Origin of the sequence: Vibrio cholerae (genome assembly GCF_008369605.1) — a bacterium.
GTDB lineage: Bacteria > Pseudomonadota > Gammaproteobacteria > Enterobacterales > Vibrionaceae > Vibrio > Vibrio cholerae.
This window is the reverse complement of sequence record NZ_CP043554.1, coordinates 2,224,641-2,240,857: the sequence shown is the minus strand read 5'-3', so window position 1 is coordinate 2,240,857 and position 16,217 is coordinate 2,224,641. Positions and strand designations below refer to the sequence as shown.

Genomic DNA, 16,217 nt, shown 5'->3' with positions numbered 1-16,217 from the left:
CCGACGGTATTTTACTTGGTAATGCGCTTGTACTTAATACGGTGAGGCTCTGCTGCTTGCGCGCCCAGAGTCTGCTTCAGCCACTCCATGTACTCGGTGTAGTTACCTTCGTAGAAGTTCACTTTACCTTCATCACGGTAATCTAGGATGTGGGTGGCAATACGGTCTAGGAACCAACGGTCATGCGAGATCACCATAGCACAGCCCGGGAATTCTAGTAGCGCTTCTTCCAGAGCACGCAGGGTTTCGACGTCAAGATCGTTGGTAGGTTCGTCGAGTAACAGCACGTTGCCGCCCGCTTTAAGCAGTTTGGCCAAGTGGACACGGTTACGCTCACCACCAGACAGCTCGCCAATCACTTTTTGCTGATCAACGCCTTTGAAGTTAAAGCGTGAACAGTAAGCACGAGCAGGGATTTCGAAGTTGTTGATGCGAATGATATCCGCACCTTCAGAAATCTCTTGGAATACGGTGTGCTTGTCGTTCATGCTGTCACGGAACTGATCCACCGAGGCCAGTTTCACGGTATCACCCAGCTCGATGGTGCCTGAATCCGGCTTTTCTACACCGCTCAGCATTTTGAATAGGGTTGATTTACCCGCACCATTCGGGCCGATGATGCCGACAATCGCGCCTTTTGGCATGCTGAAAGAAAGATCATCAATCAGAACACGACCATCGAATGATTTGGTGAGGTTTTTCACTTCAATCACTTTGTCACCTAGGCGCTCACCAGGCGGGATGAACAGCTCGTTGGTTTCGTTACGTTTTTGGTGCTCAGTATTTTGCAGCTCTTCAAAACGTGCCATACGCGCTTTCGATTTAGCCTGACGACCTTTTGGATTCTGACGAACCCATTCCAGCTCTTTCTCAATGGTTTTTTGGCGCGCTTTCTCTTGAGACGCTTCTTGTTTCAGACGAGCATCTTTTTGCTCTAGCCATGAAGTATAGTTACCTTGCCATGGAATACCTTCACCACGGTCAAGTTCCAGAATCCAGCCTGCCGCGTTATCGAGGAAGTAACGGTCGTGGGTAATCGCGACCACAGTCCCTGCGTAATCGACCAAGAAACGCTCCAGCCAAGCTACCGATTCGGCATCCAAGTGGTTGGTGGGTTCGTCGAGCAGCAGCATGTCTGGATTTTCCAGCAGTAGACGACAGATCGCCACACGACGACGCTCACCACCAGAGAGGAATTTCACTTGCGCATCCCATTCCGGCAGACGCAGTGCATCGGCGGCACGCTCTAGAGCGTTATCTAGGTTGTGGCCATTTTTCGCTTGGATCAGCGCTTCCAGTTCACCCTGTTCTTTAGCCAGAGCATCAAAATCTGCATCAGGCTCAGCGTACGCGGCATAAACTTCATCAAGACGCTTAAGCGCGTAAGCCACATCCGCAACGGCTTCTTCGACAACTTCACGTACGGTTTTACTCTCATCCAACTTAGGCTCTTGGGGCAGATAACCCACTTTCAAACCGGGTTGTGGACGAGCTTCACCGTCGATGTCTTTGTCAATGCCTGCCATGATACGCAGCAGGGTCGATTTACCCGCACCGTTAAGGCCCAGAACACCAATTTTGGCACCCGGGAAGAAACTCAAGGAGATATCTTTCAGAATTTGACGCTTGGGTGGCACAATCTTGCTCACCCGAGACATGGTATATACGTATTCAGCCATTGCCGATCGTTCCTAATCTTTCAAACGGAATAAAGTCGCCATTCTATACCAAAGCAAGACTTTTTGTTACTAGAGCACCCGCATTTCAGCCTGTGTAAAAAATTCTTAATCGCTTTCTTATCTAATGAGAGTGGAGCGCGAACTCTTTGCACTCAGCCAATACAATTACCCTTGATTCACCAAGGTGTTAATGATGAATAAGTCGATTAATATGCAAAGATTTTATTTCATCGTTCGCGATAGTGGGAAATTCAATAAAATGTTGCATTATTTGCGTTAAGTTTACTTCACTTGCCTTTACATTTATGGCGAGATTACGCGTAATAATTTGTTATCACACTGATTTTAAGGATGAGATCTCATGACGCGCCTGACGGTATTTAAGCCGCGTAGCCTTGTTTCGATCTTGATGTTCACCACGGTATGGGCAGTGGGCTCAGCGAGCGCCAGTACTTTGGATTTGGAAGCGCAGAGAGCTCAATATGATAAAGCGCAGCGTTGGTTGGACGAAAAGAATGTCGCTCAATACCAACGTATTCGTAAGCAGATCGATAGCTATCCCTTAACCCCTTATCTCGATTATCGCGCTTTTCTTATCGATCTCGGCAGTAAGCCGCCGATCGCAGTACGCAATTTTATCGATAGTCATAAAGAGTACCCTTTTTCAGCTCGGATCGCTGCGCCCTATTTAGACGCTTTAGCGCGCAGCAAAAAATGGTCGGCATTGCTGCAATTTCAAACTCAACTGCCCAATGGCGAAACTTACCAATGCCATTACTACAACGCCAAACTGCAAACCGGAAAGCGTAATGAGGCGTTTGAAGGTGCGAAAAAGCTGTGGCTTAACGGTGCCAGTATCGCCGATGCGTGTGATCCGTTATTTGCCGAGTGGGATCGCGTTGGGGGCTTGAGTGACGATTGGGTTTTAAAACGGGCTTTACTCGCTTTTGAAGGCCGTAACCGTAACCTCATCGTCTATCTACAGAAGAAGCTGGATGGCAAAAAATCACAAGCGAAAGCGCAAGGCATGCTTGAGCTATTTGATAAACCTGAGCGAGTGTTAGCTTACAGCCGTAAAGCATCGCAAGATCCGATTAATCAAAAGTTAGCAGAGTTGGCGTTACAAAAGTGGGCAAGATCAGAGCCTCAAGAAGCACAAGCTGTCTTCAATGATGTCGCGAAAGCCCAAGGCTGGAATCAAGAGCAGAAAGGGCGAGTAGCTCGTTTTATTGCAATCCGTTTGATGGATACTGAAGAGGCTGCGATTGCTAAATGGCGTGATGAGGTGACTCGCACTAGCCAAGATGTGCGTTTGATTGAAGCGCGTATTCGACTAGCACTGCGTGAGAATGATTGGCGTGGTTTGAGTCAATGGATTGCGGTGTTACCAGAGCAAGAGCGTAAAACTCTGCGTTGGCAATATTGGCAAGGTCGCAGTGAAATCGCGCTGGGTAAGAAAAAAGAAGGTACCGAGCGCTTAAAAGCTTTGCTTGGACAACGCAGTTTTTACAGCGTAGCGGCAGCCAAAATTTTGCAGCAGTCGGTCAATTATCCGACCAGTACAGTAACGCTGGATATGAAGCAGATTAAAGCTCATAAAAAAGCGCTGGCCAGAATTGATGAACTGATTGCCTTGGATAAAGTGCCGGCGGCAAAAAGTGAATGGCGTTGGTTGCTTGATCGAGTTTCTCAGAAAGAAAAAGAGATGTTGGCAGCGTATGCCGCAGATTCAGGTTGGTATCAGATGACCATTGCGGCGACCATTTCCGCCAGCCTCTGGGATAACAATCAACTGCGTTTTCCTGTCGTACATCAGAACTTGTTTACCTTGCATGGTCGAAAAAATGGTGTAGATCCGATCACATTAATGTCTTTAGCCAGACAAGAAAGTGCGCTTAACCCAGATGCGCAATCACCTGTTGGCGCACGGGGCTTAATGCAGATTATGCCGGATACTGCGCGCTACACGGCAAGGAAATACCAATTGAGCTACTCCAATCCTGACGAACTCTATCAAGTGGGTAAGAATATTGAGATCGGTAGCCGTTATCTCAGCAGTTTGCTTGAGCGTTATGACCAGAACCGAATCTTGGCTTTTGCTGCCTACAATGCAGGACCAAGTCGGGTCGATAGTTGGTTGAAACGTAGCCAAGGTAAGCTGGATGCGTATGGCTTTATTGAAGCAATCCCCTTTGCTGAAACCCGCGGTTATGTGCAGAACATTTTGATGTTTGAAACCTACTATCGGGATTTGATGGGCGTGCAAGGCCGCTTCTTGAATGAGCATGAGTTAAATACAAAGTATTGATTCCTCAACTTGCTGCACTACAATAAGCCGGTGTATCACTTAACGAGTACAACTATGGTACAGCAACCTTCTTTTAGTGAGTGGCAGCAAGTGTTGGATCTGGTTAAGCAAGCCGTGCAGCAAGAGCAGCACGAAATGCTACTGACCATGTTGATGACGCCGGATGAGCGTGAAGCATTAGTGGCTCGAGTGAATATTGTGAATGAGCTGCTGCGAGGCGATCTCTCTCAGCGCCAAATAAGCCAAATGCTTGGGGTTGGGATTGCAACCATCACGCGTGGTTCGAATGAGCTCAAGTCACGGAGTGAAGATGAGAAAGCGGCATTAGCTCAACTGCTTATGCCGCCCTCATCCTCAGAAGCCTAATGACATCACTGGCTAAGCCGAGTGTTTTTTGAGGAACTCGATGAGTTGAAGTGAATGAGAGCTTCAACTCATACTCACTAAGCTGACGGATAATGTTCTGGATTAATAAAGGGGATCAGAGCGAGAATTAAGGCCTGATGATAAACCGTGCTGCGGGTGAGATGGTGGCGGGTTAAAAGGCCAATGGCTCCGCCTTTTTGTTTAATATTCTCAGTTCCAAATACTTCATCCATCACATCGCCGAGCTCTTTAGCTTGGCGTAAACGCTCTAATACCAGCGGTGGCAACATCAAACAGGCACTGCGTGATTCTCCGCGTTGCTGGTCTGATTCCACAATCATCCACGCAAAGGTTTTGTTCTCTTCGATGCCCGCTTCCAATCCGACATAATACTCTGCACCAGGGTGGCGATGTTTGGCATTTCGGACTCGGTTGAGGGCTCCTTGCTTGGTTTCCTCGTCACTCATGGGCTGATCGGCTACTTCGCTCGGTACTGATACGCCAATAAATTCCCATTCTTGATCTGGAAATACGGTGCTAAAGGCACTTCTAACGGCATTCACTTTGGCTGGGTTCTGTGAAGCAATAATGATCTTGCGCATAACTCTTCTTTTTATGATTGGAGGCATGAAGCCATGGGGAGATCTCGCTTAGGCTCATTGGATAACCAAAGTAGAAGCCTTGCATGTAATCGCACTCATAATCGGCCAACCATTGATGCATAGTTTCACTCTCAATGCCTTCAGCGGTCACTTTCATGGATTGAGAGTGGCAGAGATCAATCAGTGGACGAATAACATTTTGTTTGTTGGTGGCGATGAGTGTATCCAAAAAATGGCGATCAAACTTAATCTTTTGTACTGGATACTGCACCAACTGAGTAATAGAGGTATAGCCTGAGCCAAAATCATCAATCGTTAACCCATAGCCAAGACGCGAGAGTTCGTGCAGCAATGGGAAGCTTTGCGAATCTGCGGCAAACGTTTCTGTGATTTCAAAATCGATCCATGCGGGAGAAACGCCAAACTGCTCAGCCTGTCGATGGATAAATTGAGCCAATTTCAGCGAATTGAGTTCTGCCGAAGAGAGGTTGATCGACACCTGGATCGGCTCTTTCACTATGGCTTGTAGAGTTGATATCTCTTGAAAAGCTTTTGAAATGACCCAGCGGTCGATCGTGCCAAACAATCCAGTTTGCTCTGCAATTGGAATGAACTCTTCTGGCGACACTTCACCGAGCAATTCAGATTGCCAGCGCAGCAATACTTCGAAGCCCACTAAGCGTTTCCCTGAGCAAGTAAAGTAAGGTTGATAAGCCAAATTGAACTCTTGATCAAATAACCCTAAGCGCAGTGCTCGTTCAATATTATTGCGCCGCTGTACTATTTGATCTAGCGCCTGCGAATAGTAAGCGACTTGGTTTTTGCCCGCATTTTTCGCTTGATACATGGCGGTATCGGCATTGAGCAGCAATTTCTCAATGTGTTCGCCATCTTTAGGGAAGGTCGCAATACCAATGCTGGCAGTAATGGGAAAATGGCTAAGTGGTGAGTTGTCTTTATTTTGGATCGGTGCCAACAAGCGTTGAGCAAAGATCTTCGCACAATCATTAAACCGTTTGGGGGAGACGAGCAAAATAGCAAACTCATCACCAGATAAACGGGCCGCAATACTGTAGGTGTTATGGCTGGCCTCAAAATTTTTACATAACTGGCGAACGTGGGTCGCGAAGCTGACCAGTAGGGAATCACCGATTTGGTGACCATACTTATCATTAACGTACTTGAAGTTATCTAAGTCGATATACATGACCCAGATATGCTGAGTATCGTAACAACGTGATAGCAGCAGATCGGCTTGAACTTGAAATTGATAGCGGTTAGCCAGCTTGGTGAGGTGATCGTTTTCCGCAAGTGCTTTCGTGCGTTGATAGGTTGAATGAAGTTCGCTGTACATGGCGTAAAAACGCGAGGAAAGCCGCCCAATTTCATCGTCAGTATTGAGTTTTTCAATGTTCTTACGTTGGTTGTTTTCCACCTCTTCAAGCTGTTTATCCAAATGCAGGATCGGATTGATCACATGGCGATAGAGAAGGAGCAGTAGCATGAGTACCGTCACCAGTGCCGAAACGCCAAAAGAGAGTAAAAGTTCGCGCTGAATGGAGTGAAGCTGGGCGTTAATCAGTTTCGGTGCAGGGTCGAGTATGGCGTAAAAGCCAGGTTGTAATTCAACCGATTGCAATAAGCCCGTGCGGTAACTTGGAGGTGAGTGCGTAAAAAATATCGGGCTCTGGTTATCAAATTCAATTTTTTTGCGCAGTTGGCTGAACTGCTCAAGCACCACATACACCACCACAAAAAACACGTCTTGGCGGTTATAACTGAGCGGCGTTGAGAGTGTCTGAGTATCCAGCATATCGTAGCGAACCAAAATATCTTCACCCGCTGAGTTGACAGTGTAGCTGATATCAGAGTTTTTGTGTGTGGATGCAAAACGCTGTTTGATGTATGTCATCACCTTAGGGTCAAGCTCGGCAAAAGGATCGGAGCTATTTTCCGCATAATAAAGCAGCTCTTCATGGCCATTGAGGATCGATAACGACACGAGCTGTTTTTCATTTGGCTGCAAAATTTGCAGGGTTTCACGTAAGTTATCCACCAGTTCTAGTTCGCGGTAAGGATTTTTTTCTAAAGAGAAGTAGTGGCGGATGATGTCACTTTTGGCCAGCGTGAAGGCATAACTGCTGACGAGCGACTGAGCTTGTCGATAGTGGCTGGCTAACTTTTCAATATTCAACTGCAGGTAACTGTCGGTTCTTTTTAGCAGCGCATTTTTCTGACTGGTATAAATGATGTAGCTTGATGCGGCTGCACTGAGCAGGATCACCGGTGCAATCAGTAACAGAATTCTATGGTTTAGCTTCATATTGGTAAGTCACACTGCTGATGATTTTGGCACGCAGACTGAGGTTTTTCGCCGAGAGTTCGCTGTCGATTATCCCTTCCGCCAATCGCTGCTCTGGGAGATAAATCGAGAGATCTTCTCGGTGCTCTACAGGGAGCAAAGCGCGTGCTTTGTAGTTTGGGCTTGCAGCTCGAATATATTCGGCATTGATTGCGGCAATGTCAGGTTTCATCAAGAAATCCAAAAAAGCTTTGGCCTGCACTGTGTTGGGAGAAACGCTATTTACGGCCATACAATCAACCCACAAATAAGGGCGGCCTTCAGGAACGCTAAAGTCCCAGTCTTGAGTATTGAAGAAGCGGTTCAGTGAATAGTGATCGCCACTGTAAGAGACCGCCATATGTAGATTGTCGGTTTGAGGGTGGCTGCGTACATAGCTCAATACATACTCATAGGTCAGGATATGGGGATTGGCGGCGTCTAAAAGACGATACGCTTGTCTTAGTGTGTCGATAGAATCGGTAATGGGAGAGGCGTTGAGCATGTACAGTGCAGGCAGTAGTGTTTCGACACTGTCTTTAAGCATACCCACTCGTCCACGATGCGCGGGAGCGATATCGACGACCTCACTCCACTGCGTTGGAGGTTTATCAAACAAGCTTTTGCGATAGGCAATGCCGACTGAGCCCCAGAAATAAGGTACCGCATGGGTGCCACAAGCTTGTAGCCACATAGGGTCATTATTCGCACGATTGGGAAGGGCGGTCAGATCTTCAAAAACATTTTGCCTTGAGAAAATGAACGCGGAGACGTTATCCAACACCATGATGTCAAAGGGCAGTTGTACGCTTTTGAGCATTAATAAACTGCGTTCATCATCATTATCGAAATGGTAGAGATTAACGGAGACGCCGGTTTTTTTATGCCATGCCTCAACTACGCTTGGTGCAATCGTATCTTCCCAAAGGTAGATATTCAGTTCCAAAGCGCTGGCTTGATAACAGACAGTATTCAATACCATCAGCGACAGAAAGCGTTTGATCATTTGTGAATACGATACCCATTCGTTACAAAAATTGGTCACGATCCGACAAATAACCTAATAGCGTAAAAGCCAATATTTTGGCTACGCTGACAGCCTGGATCACCTAACTCTATGTATAATTTGGTCGCATTATAATCAGAGCGGGTGAAGCTGTCAGCTTAAAAGGTTCAATTTATTGACGCTAAATGAATTTCACCTGAGTGGGTTTGACGTTTTCACTAGGGTAGCAGCCGAGCACTTTGAGGTGTCGAGTCAGTTGAGTGAGTTCTACTAACGCTTGCTGCATCTCATCGGAGTCAATGTGCGCTTCTAAATCTACGTAGAACATTTCTTCCCACGGATTACCCATAATCGGACGCGATTCCAGCTTAGTCATATTAATGCCGTAACGTTGCAGCACGAGTAAGGTTGAAACCAGCGAGCCCGCCTCTTGTGAAGTTGACATAATCAAGGTGGTTTTGGCTGGAATTTGTGGTGAAACGTCGACGGGTTTACGAGCTACCACGATAAAGCGAGTGTGGTTTTCGGTTTGGTTGGCAATATTACCTTGAATCGGTTGCAGTCCGTACAGTTTTCCGCTGGCTGAGTTGCCAATCGCTGCTACATCCGCACGATTGAGCTCTTGCACTTTTTTCATTGCATCTGCAGTACTGGCACAACTTTCTAACTTGACTCCTTTTAAGCGGCTAAGAAATTCGCTGCACTGCTGGTGAGGTTGTGGATGGGAATAGAGGACTTTCAGTTCCTCCAAACGAATCTCTTGCGTGGCCACTAAGCAATGCTCTATTGGCTGCGTTAACTCACCCACTATGTATAGTGTGGTGTGCTGCAGCAAATCGTAAACTTCGTTGATGGAGCCTGAGCTGGTGTTTTCAATCGGTAGCACACCATAATCCGCGTGGCCGGATTCCACGGTTCTTGCCACCTCTTTAAAATGGTCGCAGTTGAGCTCAATCAGCTCTGTATTTTTGCGGCTGAAATACTCGCGAGTCGCCAGATGTGAATAAGAGCCTTTAGCGCCTAAAAAGGCGACTCTAGCCAATGGTTTACGACTTTGTGGATTCGCAAGGTTTTGCAGATAGGATTGCTGAAGCAAAACCGAATCTTCAATGATGGTGTGGAAAATTTTGGTGATGTATTGAGGATCGAGCTGATATTTCTCTTTGCCAGCATTGATGAGTTTTACCAGTAGCTGCTGTTCACGAGCCGGATCACGTACAGGTTTCGCGGTTTCGACTTTGCTTTTGGCGACCTCAATACTCATTTTGCGTCGTTCTGACAGCAGGTTTAGCAGTTGATCGTCGAGTTCGTTTAGCCGTAAGCGAATATCGTCGAGTGAGTATTGTTTGTCTGTCATAAAGTTATCCTTATAAAAAAGCCCCCTTAAGAGGAGGCTTTCTGTTCGTTTTTGACTTGTCTTTGAACAACGAGCGAGCCTCCAAACATTATTGGAGAAAAAGAAGTCAAAAAAGTACAGGAAATGAGGTGTCATCAATGCATATTTATCCAAGTAAGTCACCACACAATAAGCAAGCCCCTAGAGAGCGTCAAGCAAAAAAATAGCGCCCTAAGGCGCTATCTCCCATCATTCTATTTATTCCACTTCTTCGCTCAGTTCCGTTTTATCCGCTCGGCGAGCTTCTGGTTTGTGGCGTAGTTTATTCAATTGTCGTTCGAGTTTTTGCTCTACCTCGTTAATGGCGGCATACAAATCTTCGTGAATCGCAGAAGCGACTAACTGACCGCGTGGAATGCTAACGACTGCTTCAAATTTTTTCTGTTTGTTGGGCTCTTCGCTGAAGCTGGCTTGGCAGCCAATAATGTCAACTTGCCATTTTTCTAATTTTTTGAGTTTACCCTCGATATGATTGCGGATTGCAGAGGTGACTTCGATGTTTTTACCAGTGATGTTGATTTTCATAATGCTTTTTCCTCTGTGTCATCCCTTATGGGTTGAGTTCAGATTAGCGTGCTATCGTGGAAATAATGTGATCTGTATCACTTTATATTGAGGGTTTTTCTTGATGTGAAATAAACGTGATCTATCGCAAAGCTTGTGCTGAAGAGGTAAAGAAAAAGCTTGTTATCTCTTATAAAACCGCTAGATTCAGGTAAGTAGAGACTAAAAATTTCCGATTTTTTAGCGCTTTATTTCGACCTAAAAAAGCTTAATGGATAAAAAGTCACCATGTTGCTTTTGTGATAAAAGTCACTTTGGTGATGGGGCGTCTAAGAGAAACATCGCTACGCCAAATCAATAACAAATCAAAACAAAAAGAGCCACAATTGCTGTGGCTCTTTTTGTTGGTGAGTTCTAGCGCCTTATAAAGGGTTAAGCTGCATTAACTGCTTAGTTCGCTCTATCGCGTCGGTTAAACCAAGCTGCTGATAAGCCTCGAGTTGGATTTCTAAGGATTTACGTGCCGCTTCGGTATCTGGATAGGTTTTTTGTAACTCTTGAGTGCGATTAATCGCTGCAATCCATGCTTCACGGCGCAGGTAGAAATCTGCGGTCGCTAAATCGTATTCCGCTAAACGGTTCTTGAGCGCAAACATTCGACGCTGCGCATCTTCTGCGTATGGGCTGTTTGGGTAACGCTGGAGCAGTTTCTTAAAATCCGCAAAGGCTGCTTTCACGGGTTCAGGATCGCGGTCACGGCGATCGATATTAAACAGGTCATGCATGAAGTTGCGATCTTGCGCCATGTGCGTCAAACCGCGCATGTAGAGTACCCAATCCATTTTTTCATGGGTTGGATTAAGGCGTGTAAAACGTTCGATGGTCGCGAGGCCAAGGGCCAGATCATCATTTTTGTAGTAGGCATAAATCAGATCGAGCTGTACTTGCTCTGAATAAGCACCAAATGGATAGCGTGAATCGAGCGCTTCGAGTTTTTCTATAGCGGTTAACCACGTTCCGCTTTGTAGAGCGGTTTGCGCTTCAGAGTACAGCTGTGATGGCGGTACATCTGGCACCACATCTGGGCTGCTAGAGCAACCAAATAACAGGGATAACGCGAGTAGGCCTGATAAAGTCTGGTATTTCATGTCAGGGTGGAGTTCCTTGCAAATCTTGCTTTTCAATAGGTGCGTAAACCGCGCGCAAATCGTTTCGTTACTTTCTTGGCAGTAACAGATACAATGTCGGCGTATTTTTCCATACTAGTGACTATTAGTCTCACGGTTTTTTAAAAAGTTCGATATGGCTCATCAGATTGAATTAACTCAAACAGTAAAAGATAGCCAGCTTGGTCAACGTCTTGATCAAGCTGTGGCTGAATTATTTACCGACTTTTCCCGCTCACGTTTAAAAGAGTGGTTGTTGGAAGGCAAGATTGCCGTGAATGGTGATGTCATCACCAAACCGCGTACCAAAGTGATGGGTGGCGAGGTGATTACCGTTCAGGCAGAACTGGAAGACGAACAGCGCTGGGAAGCGCAGGATTTGCCACTGAACATTGTGTATGAAGATGACGACATTATCGTTATTAACAAACCGCGTGACTTTGTGGTTCACCCCGGTGCCGGTCAGGCGGATAAAACCGTGCTTAACGCATTGCTGTTCCATTATCCGCCGATTGCTGAAGTGCCACGTGCAGGCATCGTCCATCGTCTCGATAAAGATACGACGGGTTTGATGGTGGTCGCGAAAACGGTTCCCGCGCAAACACGCTTGGTACGTGCACTACAAAAGCGCGACGTGACTCGTGAGTACGAAGCGATTGTGATTGGCACAATGACCGCGGGTGGCATGATTGATAAGCCGATTGGCCGTCACTCGACCAAACGTACTTTAATGTCGGTCTCCCCGATGGGCAAACATGCCGTGACCCATTACCGTGTGGCAGAGCATTTCCGTGAACATACGCGTTTGCGTCTACGTTTGGAAACGGGTCGTACCCACCAAATTCGTGTGCACATGGCTTATTTGCAACACCCACTCTTGGGTGATACGGCCTATGGTGGTCGTGCACGCATTCCGAAAGGTGCGACGGAAGAGCTGACGGAAATGATTCGTGACTTCGATCGTCAAGCACTGCACGCGGTGATGTTGAAATTTGAGCATCCGGTTACCGGTGAAGAGCTCGAATTCCATGCACCAGTGCCTGATGATATGGTTGAGATGACGCTTGCACTGCGTGAAGATGCGAAGCTAAACCGCACTGAAGAGTATTAATCATGATTCTCCCCAACTGGAATGCACCCAAACAAGTCAAAGCGTTTAGTTCGACTCGCCACGGTGGTTTTTCGCAAGGCGTTTATCAAGGGTTAAACCTTGGTATGCATGTTGGGGACGATCCTGTACTTGTACTGCGTAATCGGCAATCGTTGGTGGCAACGTCAGCGATGCCAAGTTCACCCATTTGGCTAAACCAGACCCATTCCACAGTGGTACTCGATGTTGATGCTCCGACTGAACAAGTGTTGGATGCCGATGGCCTTATCACTTCAACGCCGAATGTGGTGTGCTCGGCAATGACGGCGGATTGCCTGCCGGTATTAATGACCAATCGTACTGGTACCCAAGTCGCGGCTGTACATGCCGGTTGGCGTGGTTTGGTCAATGGCATTGTTGAACACACAGCGGCAAGAATGTCTGGCGATGTCATGGTGTGGCTTGGCCCTGCGATTGGCGCGCAGGCGTTTGAAGTGGGGGAAGATGTTTTCGCCGCTTTTGTTGCTCACCATCCTCAAGCCGAATACGCTTTCACTCCTCGTGCACAACAAGGGAAATGGCTGGCGGATATGAGCCAATTAGTCAAACTGCGTTTGCAAGAACTTGGGATTGAACAAGTCTTTGATAGTGGCTTGTGCACTTATCAGGATGCTGAGCGTTTTTATTCCTACCGCCGCGATGGAGTAACAGGGCGCCAAGCCGCTTTTATTTGGCTTGAAGAGTAAGCCTTCATCCATACCCATATCAAACAACAAGAAAGTTTCCTCAACTTCCCTTGAAAATCTGGTTCGTGATAACCATCTTTCCTAACGTATTCAATTTATCTCAGATGAGGTTAGGAAGGTTGGTATGCGTCTTGACAGATTTACGAGCAAATTTCAGATCGCGATTTCCGATGCCCAGTCATTAGCGCTCGGCCGTGATCATCAATATATCGAACCTGTGCACCTGATGGTGGCTCTGCTGGATCAAAACGGCAGCCCGATCCGCCCATTACTCACCATGCTTAATGTGGATGTGATGCAACTGCGCTCCAAACTTGGCGAAATGCTCGATCGTTTACCCAAAGTCAGTGGTATTGGTGGTGATGTACAGCTCTCTTCGGCGCTTGGCTCGCTGTTTAATCTGTGTGATAAGGTTGCGCAAAAGCGTCAAGATGCCTACATCTCCTCTGAAATTTATCTCCTCGCCGCTTTGGAAGATAAAGGTCCACTTGGAACCTTGCTCAAAGAGTTCGGGCTGACCGAGAAAAAAGTCTCTGATGCAATTGAAAAAATTCGTGGAGGCCAGAAGGTCAATGACCCGAATGCGGAAGAGCTGCGTCAAGCGTTGGAAAAATTCACCATCGATCTCACTGAGCGCGCTGAGCAGGGCAAACTCGATCCTGTGATCGGTCGTGATGATGAAATTCGCCGCACCATTCAAGTGCTGCAGCGTCGTACCAAAAACAACCCAGTGATCATCGGTGAACCCGGTGTGGGTAAAACTGCGATTGTGGAAGGCTTGGCGCAGCGCATCATTAATAATGAAGTACCAGAAGGCCTGCGTGGACGCCGCGTATTGTCTTTAGATATGGGCGCGCTGGTGGCTGGGGCGAAATACCGCGGCGAATTTGAAGAGCGCTTGAAATCAGTACTCAATGAGCTAGCGAAAGAAGAAGGCAATATCATCCTCTTCATTGATGAGCTGCACACCATGGTTGGTGCGGGGAAAGGCGAAGGCTCGATGGATGCCGGCAACATGCTCAAACCCGCTTTGGCGCGTGGAGAATTGCACTGTGTCGGCGCAACCACTTTAGATGAGTACCGCCAATACATCGAAAAAGATCCAGCGTTAGAGCGCCGCTTCCAAAAAGTGTTGGTGGATGAGCCCACGGTGGAAGATACCATCGCCATCTTGCGTGGATTGAAAGAGCGTTATGAACTGCATCACCATGTCGAAATCACAGATCCAGCGATTGTGGCGGCAGCGAGCCTATCGCATCGCTATATTTCCGATCGCCAGTTGCCTGATAAAGCGATCGATTTGATCGATGAAGCGGCTTCAAGCATCCGGATGCAGATTGACTCCAAACCAGAAGCTCTGGATAAGCTTGAGCGCAAAATCATCCAACTGAAAATCGAGCAGCAAGCGCTCTCTAATGAGCACGATGAAGCCAGTGAAAAACGCTTGGCGATCTTAAATGAAGAGCTGCAAGAGAAAGAGCGTGATTACGCGGAGTTGGAAGAAGTGTGGAAAGCTGAAAAGGCGGCACTCTCCGGCACGCAACATATTAAAGCGGCACTTGAACAAGCGCGGATGGATCTGGAAGTCGCTCGCCGTGCGGGGGATTTGAACCGCATGTCAGAGCTGCAATATGGTCGCATTCCAGAGTTAGAAAAGCAGCTTGATCTGGCTGCGCAAGCCGAAATGCAGGAAATGACTCTGCTACGTAATAAAGTGACGGATGCAGAAATTGCCGAAGTGCTTTCAAAACAGACTGGCATTCCAGTATCAAAAATGCTCGAAGCCGAGAAAGAAAAGTTGCTGCGCATGGAAGAAGTGCTGCATAAACGCGTGATTGGCCAAAAAGAAGCGGTGGAAGTAGTCGCGAATGCGATCCGTCGTAGCCGCGCGGGGCTTTCTGATCCGAATCGTCCGATTGGCTCCTTCTTATTCCTGGGGCCAACAGGGGTCGGTAAAACCGAGCTGTGTAAAACCTTGGCTAACTTCCTGTTTGACAGTGAAGATGCCATGGTACGTGTGGATATGTCGGAATTTATGGAGAAACACTCGGTTGCTCGTTTAGTCGGTGCGCCTCCAGGTTATGTCGGCTATGAAGAAGGTGGCTACTTAACGGAAGCTGTACGCCGTAAACCTTACTCGGTGATTTTGCTCGATGAAGTGGAAAAGGCGCACCCAGATGTCTTCAATATTCTGCTGCAAGTCTTGGATGATGGTCGCTTGACGGACGGGCAAGGGCGCACGGTTGATTTTCGAAATACCGTGGTGATCATGACCTCCAACTTGGGTTCAAGCCGTATCCAAGAAAATTTTGCAAGGTTGGATTATCAAGGTATCAAAGAACAAGTGATGGACGTAGTCAGCAAACACTTCCGTCCTGAGTTCTTGAACCGAGTGGATGAAAGTGTGGTATTCCATCCATTAGGACAAGAGCATATTAAGTCGATCGCTTCTATTCAGTTGGCCCGCCTGCGTCAACGTTTGGCAGAGCGAGATTACCAACTAGAGGTTGATGATGAGGCGCTGGATCTGATTGCTCATGTCGGCTTCGATCCGGTTTATGGTGCTCGTCCACTGAAACGCGCGATTCAACAAAATGTGGAAAACCCACTGGCCAAATCGATTCTGGCTGGTAAGTTCCTGCCTGGTTCACCTATTTTACTATCGGTAAAAGACGGGAATATTTTCGCAAGCCAGTAGCAGATACCTTATCTATCATAAGCAAAAGAGCCACTTTGAGTGGCTCTTTTGCTTGTTAATTGAACGATGAAGTGCGTTTTTTAGTGGTTTTGCTGTTGATTTGTTCTCTTGAGCTAATAAAGCATAGAAAAAGCATTTTATTGCTTGCCAGAACGCAAAACCTCCCTATAATGCGCCTTCACTGACACGGCAGACGCCACAAGGTCTCAAGGCTAGTCAGTGAGGCAAAAAGCTTCGGTAAAGAAAATTGAAAAAAGAGTTTGACTCTGACAATTATCTCGCTAGAATGCACAGCCTCTTCGGTAAGAAAGCCGA

The 16,217-nt window shown here is 47.1% G+C and carries 12 protein-coding genes and 1 other annotated feature; of the genes, 5 read left to right on the top strand and 7 right to left on the bottom strand.

Features of this window, described 5'->3' with window-relative positions; all coding sequences use genetic code 11:
• Positions 1–11 precede the first annotated feature (11 nt).
• Positions 12–1,679: an energy-dependent translational throttle protein EttA gene (ettA, locus tag F0316_RS10390; RefSeq protein ID WP_000852863.1), complete on the bottom strand. Its 1,668-nt coding sequence runs from the start codon at positions 1,677–1,679 to the stop codon at positions 12–14.
• Positions 1,680–2,040: 361 nt separating this feature from the next.
• Here ettA and sltY point away from each other — a divergent pair, with 361 nt between their 5' ends.
• A complete protein-coding gene (sltY, locus tag F0316_RS10385; protein ID WP_000197615.1) occupies positions 2,041–3,987 on the top strand; it encodes a murein transglycosylase in 1,947 nt (648 codons plus the stop codon).
• A gap of 54 nt (positions 3,988–4,041) precedes the next feature.
• Positions 4,042–4,353: a trp operon repressor gene (trpR, locus tag F0316_RS10380; RefSeq protein WP_172626015.1), complete on the top strand. Its 312-nt coding sequence runs from the start codon at positions 4,042–4,044 to the stop codon at positions 4,351–4,353.
• A 77-nt stretch (positions 4,354–4,430) separates the two neighbouring features.
• On the opposite strand, the gene yjjX is transcribed toward trpR, so the two are convergent.
• The 6 genes from yjjX to F0316_RS10350 all read right to left on the bottom strand — a co-directional run bounded on the left by yjjX (position 4,431) and on the right by F0316_RS10350 (position 11,350).
• A complete protein-coding gene (yjjX, locus tag F0316_RS10375; RefSeq protein WP_069731381.1) occupies positions 4,431–4,916 on the bottom strand; it encodes an inosine/xanthosine triphosphatase in 486 nt (161 codons plus the stop codon).
• Entirely contained in the window at positions 4,903–7,278 is a 2,376-nt protein-coding gene (gene mbaA, locus F0316_RS10370; RefSeq protein ID WP_000773115.1) for a biofilm architecture maintenance protein MbaA, read from the bottom strand. The genes yjjX and mbaA overlap by 14 nt, the downstream gene beginning before the upstream one ends.
• Entirely contained in the window at positions 7,262–8,302 is a 1,041-nt protein-coding gene (locus tag F0316_RS10365; RefSeq protein ID WP_172626014.1) for a polyamine ABC transporter substrate-binding protein, read from the bottom strand. Before F0316_RS10365 ends, mbaA begins: the two co-directional genes overlap by 17 nt.
• 181 nt (positions 8,303–8,483) lie before the next feature.
• Positions 8,484–9,659, bottom strand: coding sequence for a prephenate dehydratase (pheA, locus tag F0316_RS10360; RefSeq protein WP_000130287.1), 1,176 nt, complete (start codon positions 9,657–9,659; stop codon positions 8,484–8,486).
• Positions 9,660–9,670: 11 nt separating this feature from the next.
• Positions 9,671–9,792 (bottom strand) — a sequence feature (Phe leader region).
• 104 nt (positions 9,793–9,896) lie between these two features.
• On the bottom strand, positions 9,897–10,223 hold the full coding sequence (gene hpf / locus F0316_RS10355) for a ribosome hibernation-promoting factor, HPF/YfiA family (protein WP_000700176.1): 327 nt from the start codon (positions 10,221–10,223) through the stop codon (positions 9,897–9,899).
• A 401-nt stretch (positions 10,224–10,624) separates the two neighbouring features.
• Positions 10,625–11,350, bottom strand: a complete 726-nt coding sequence (locus tag F0316_RS10350; protein ID WP_000877198.1) for an outer membrane protein assembly factor BamD — start codon at positions 11,348–11,350, stop codon at positions 10,625–10,627.
• A 154-nt stretch (positions 11,351–11,504) separates the two neighbouring features.
• On the opposite strand from F0316_RS10350, the gene rluD reads away from it, so the two are divergent.
• The 3 genes from rluD to clpB all read left to right on the top strand — a co-directional run bounded on the left by rluD (position 11,505) and on the right by clpB (position 15,902).
• Positions 11,505–12,479 (top strand): 23S rRNA pseudouridine(1911/1915/1917) synthase RluD, encoded by a 975-nt coding sequence (gene rluD, locus F0316_RS10345; RefSeq protein ID WP_000941106.1) that lies wholly within the window; start codon positions 11,505–11,507, stop codon positions 12,477–12,479.
• A gap of 2 nt (positions 12,480–12,481) precedes the next feature.
• Positions 12,482–13,204 carry a peptidoglycan editing factor PgeF gene (pgeF, locus tag F0316_RS10340; protein ID WP_000602844.1) on the top strand — a complete coding sequence of 241 codons (723 nt, stop codon included), beginning with the start codon at positions 12,482–12,484 and terminating at the stop codon, positions 13,202–13,204.
• Between the two features lie 124 nt (positions 13,205–13,328).
• Positions 13,329–15,902, top strand: coding sequence for an ATP-dependent chaperone ClpB (clpB, locus tag F0316_RS10335; protein WP_001235058.1), 2,574 nt, complete (start codon positions 13,329–13,331; stop codon positions 15,900–15,902).
• Positions 15,903–16,217 lie beyond the last annotated feature (315 nt).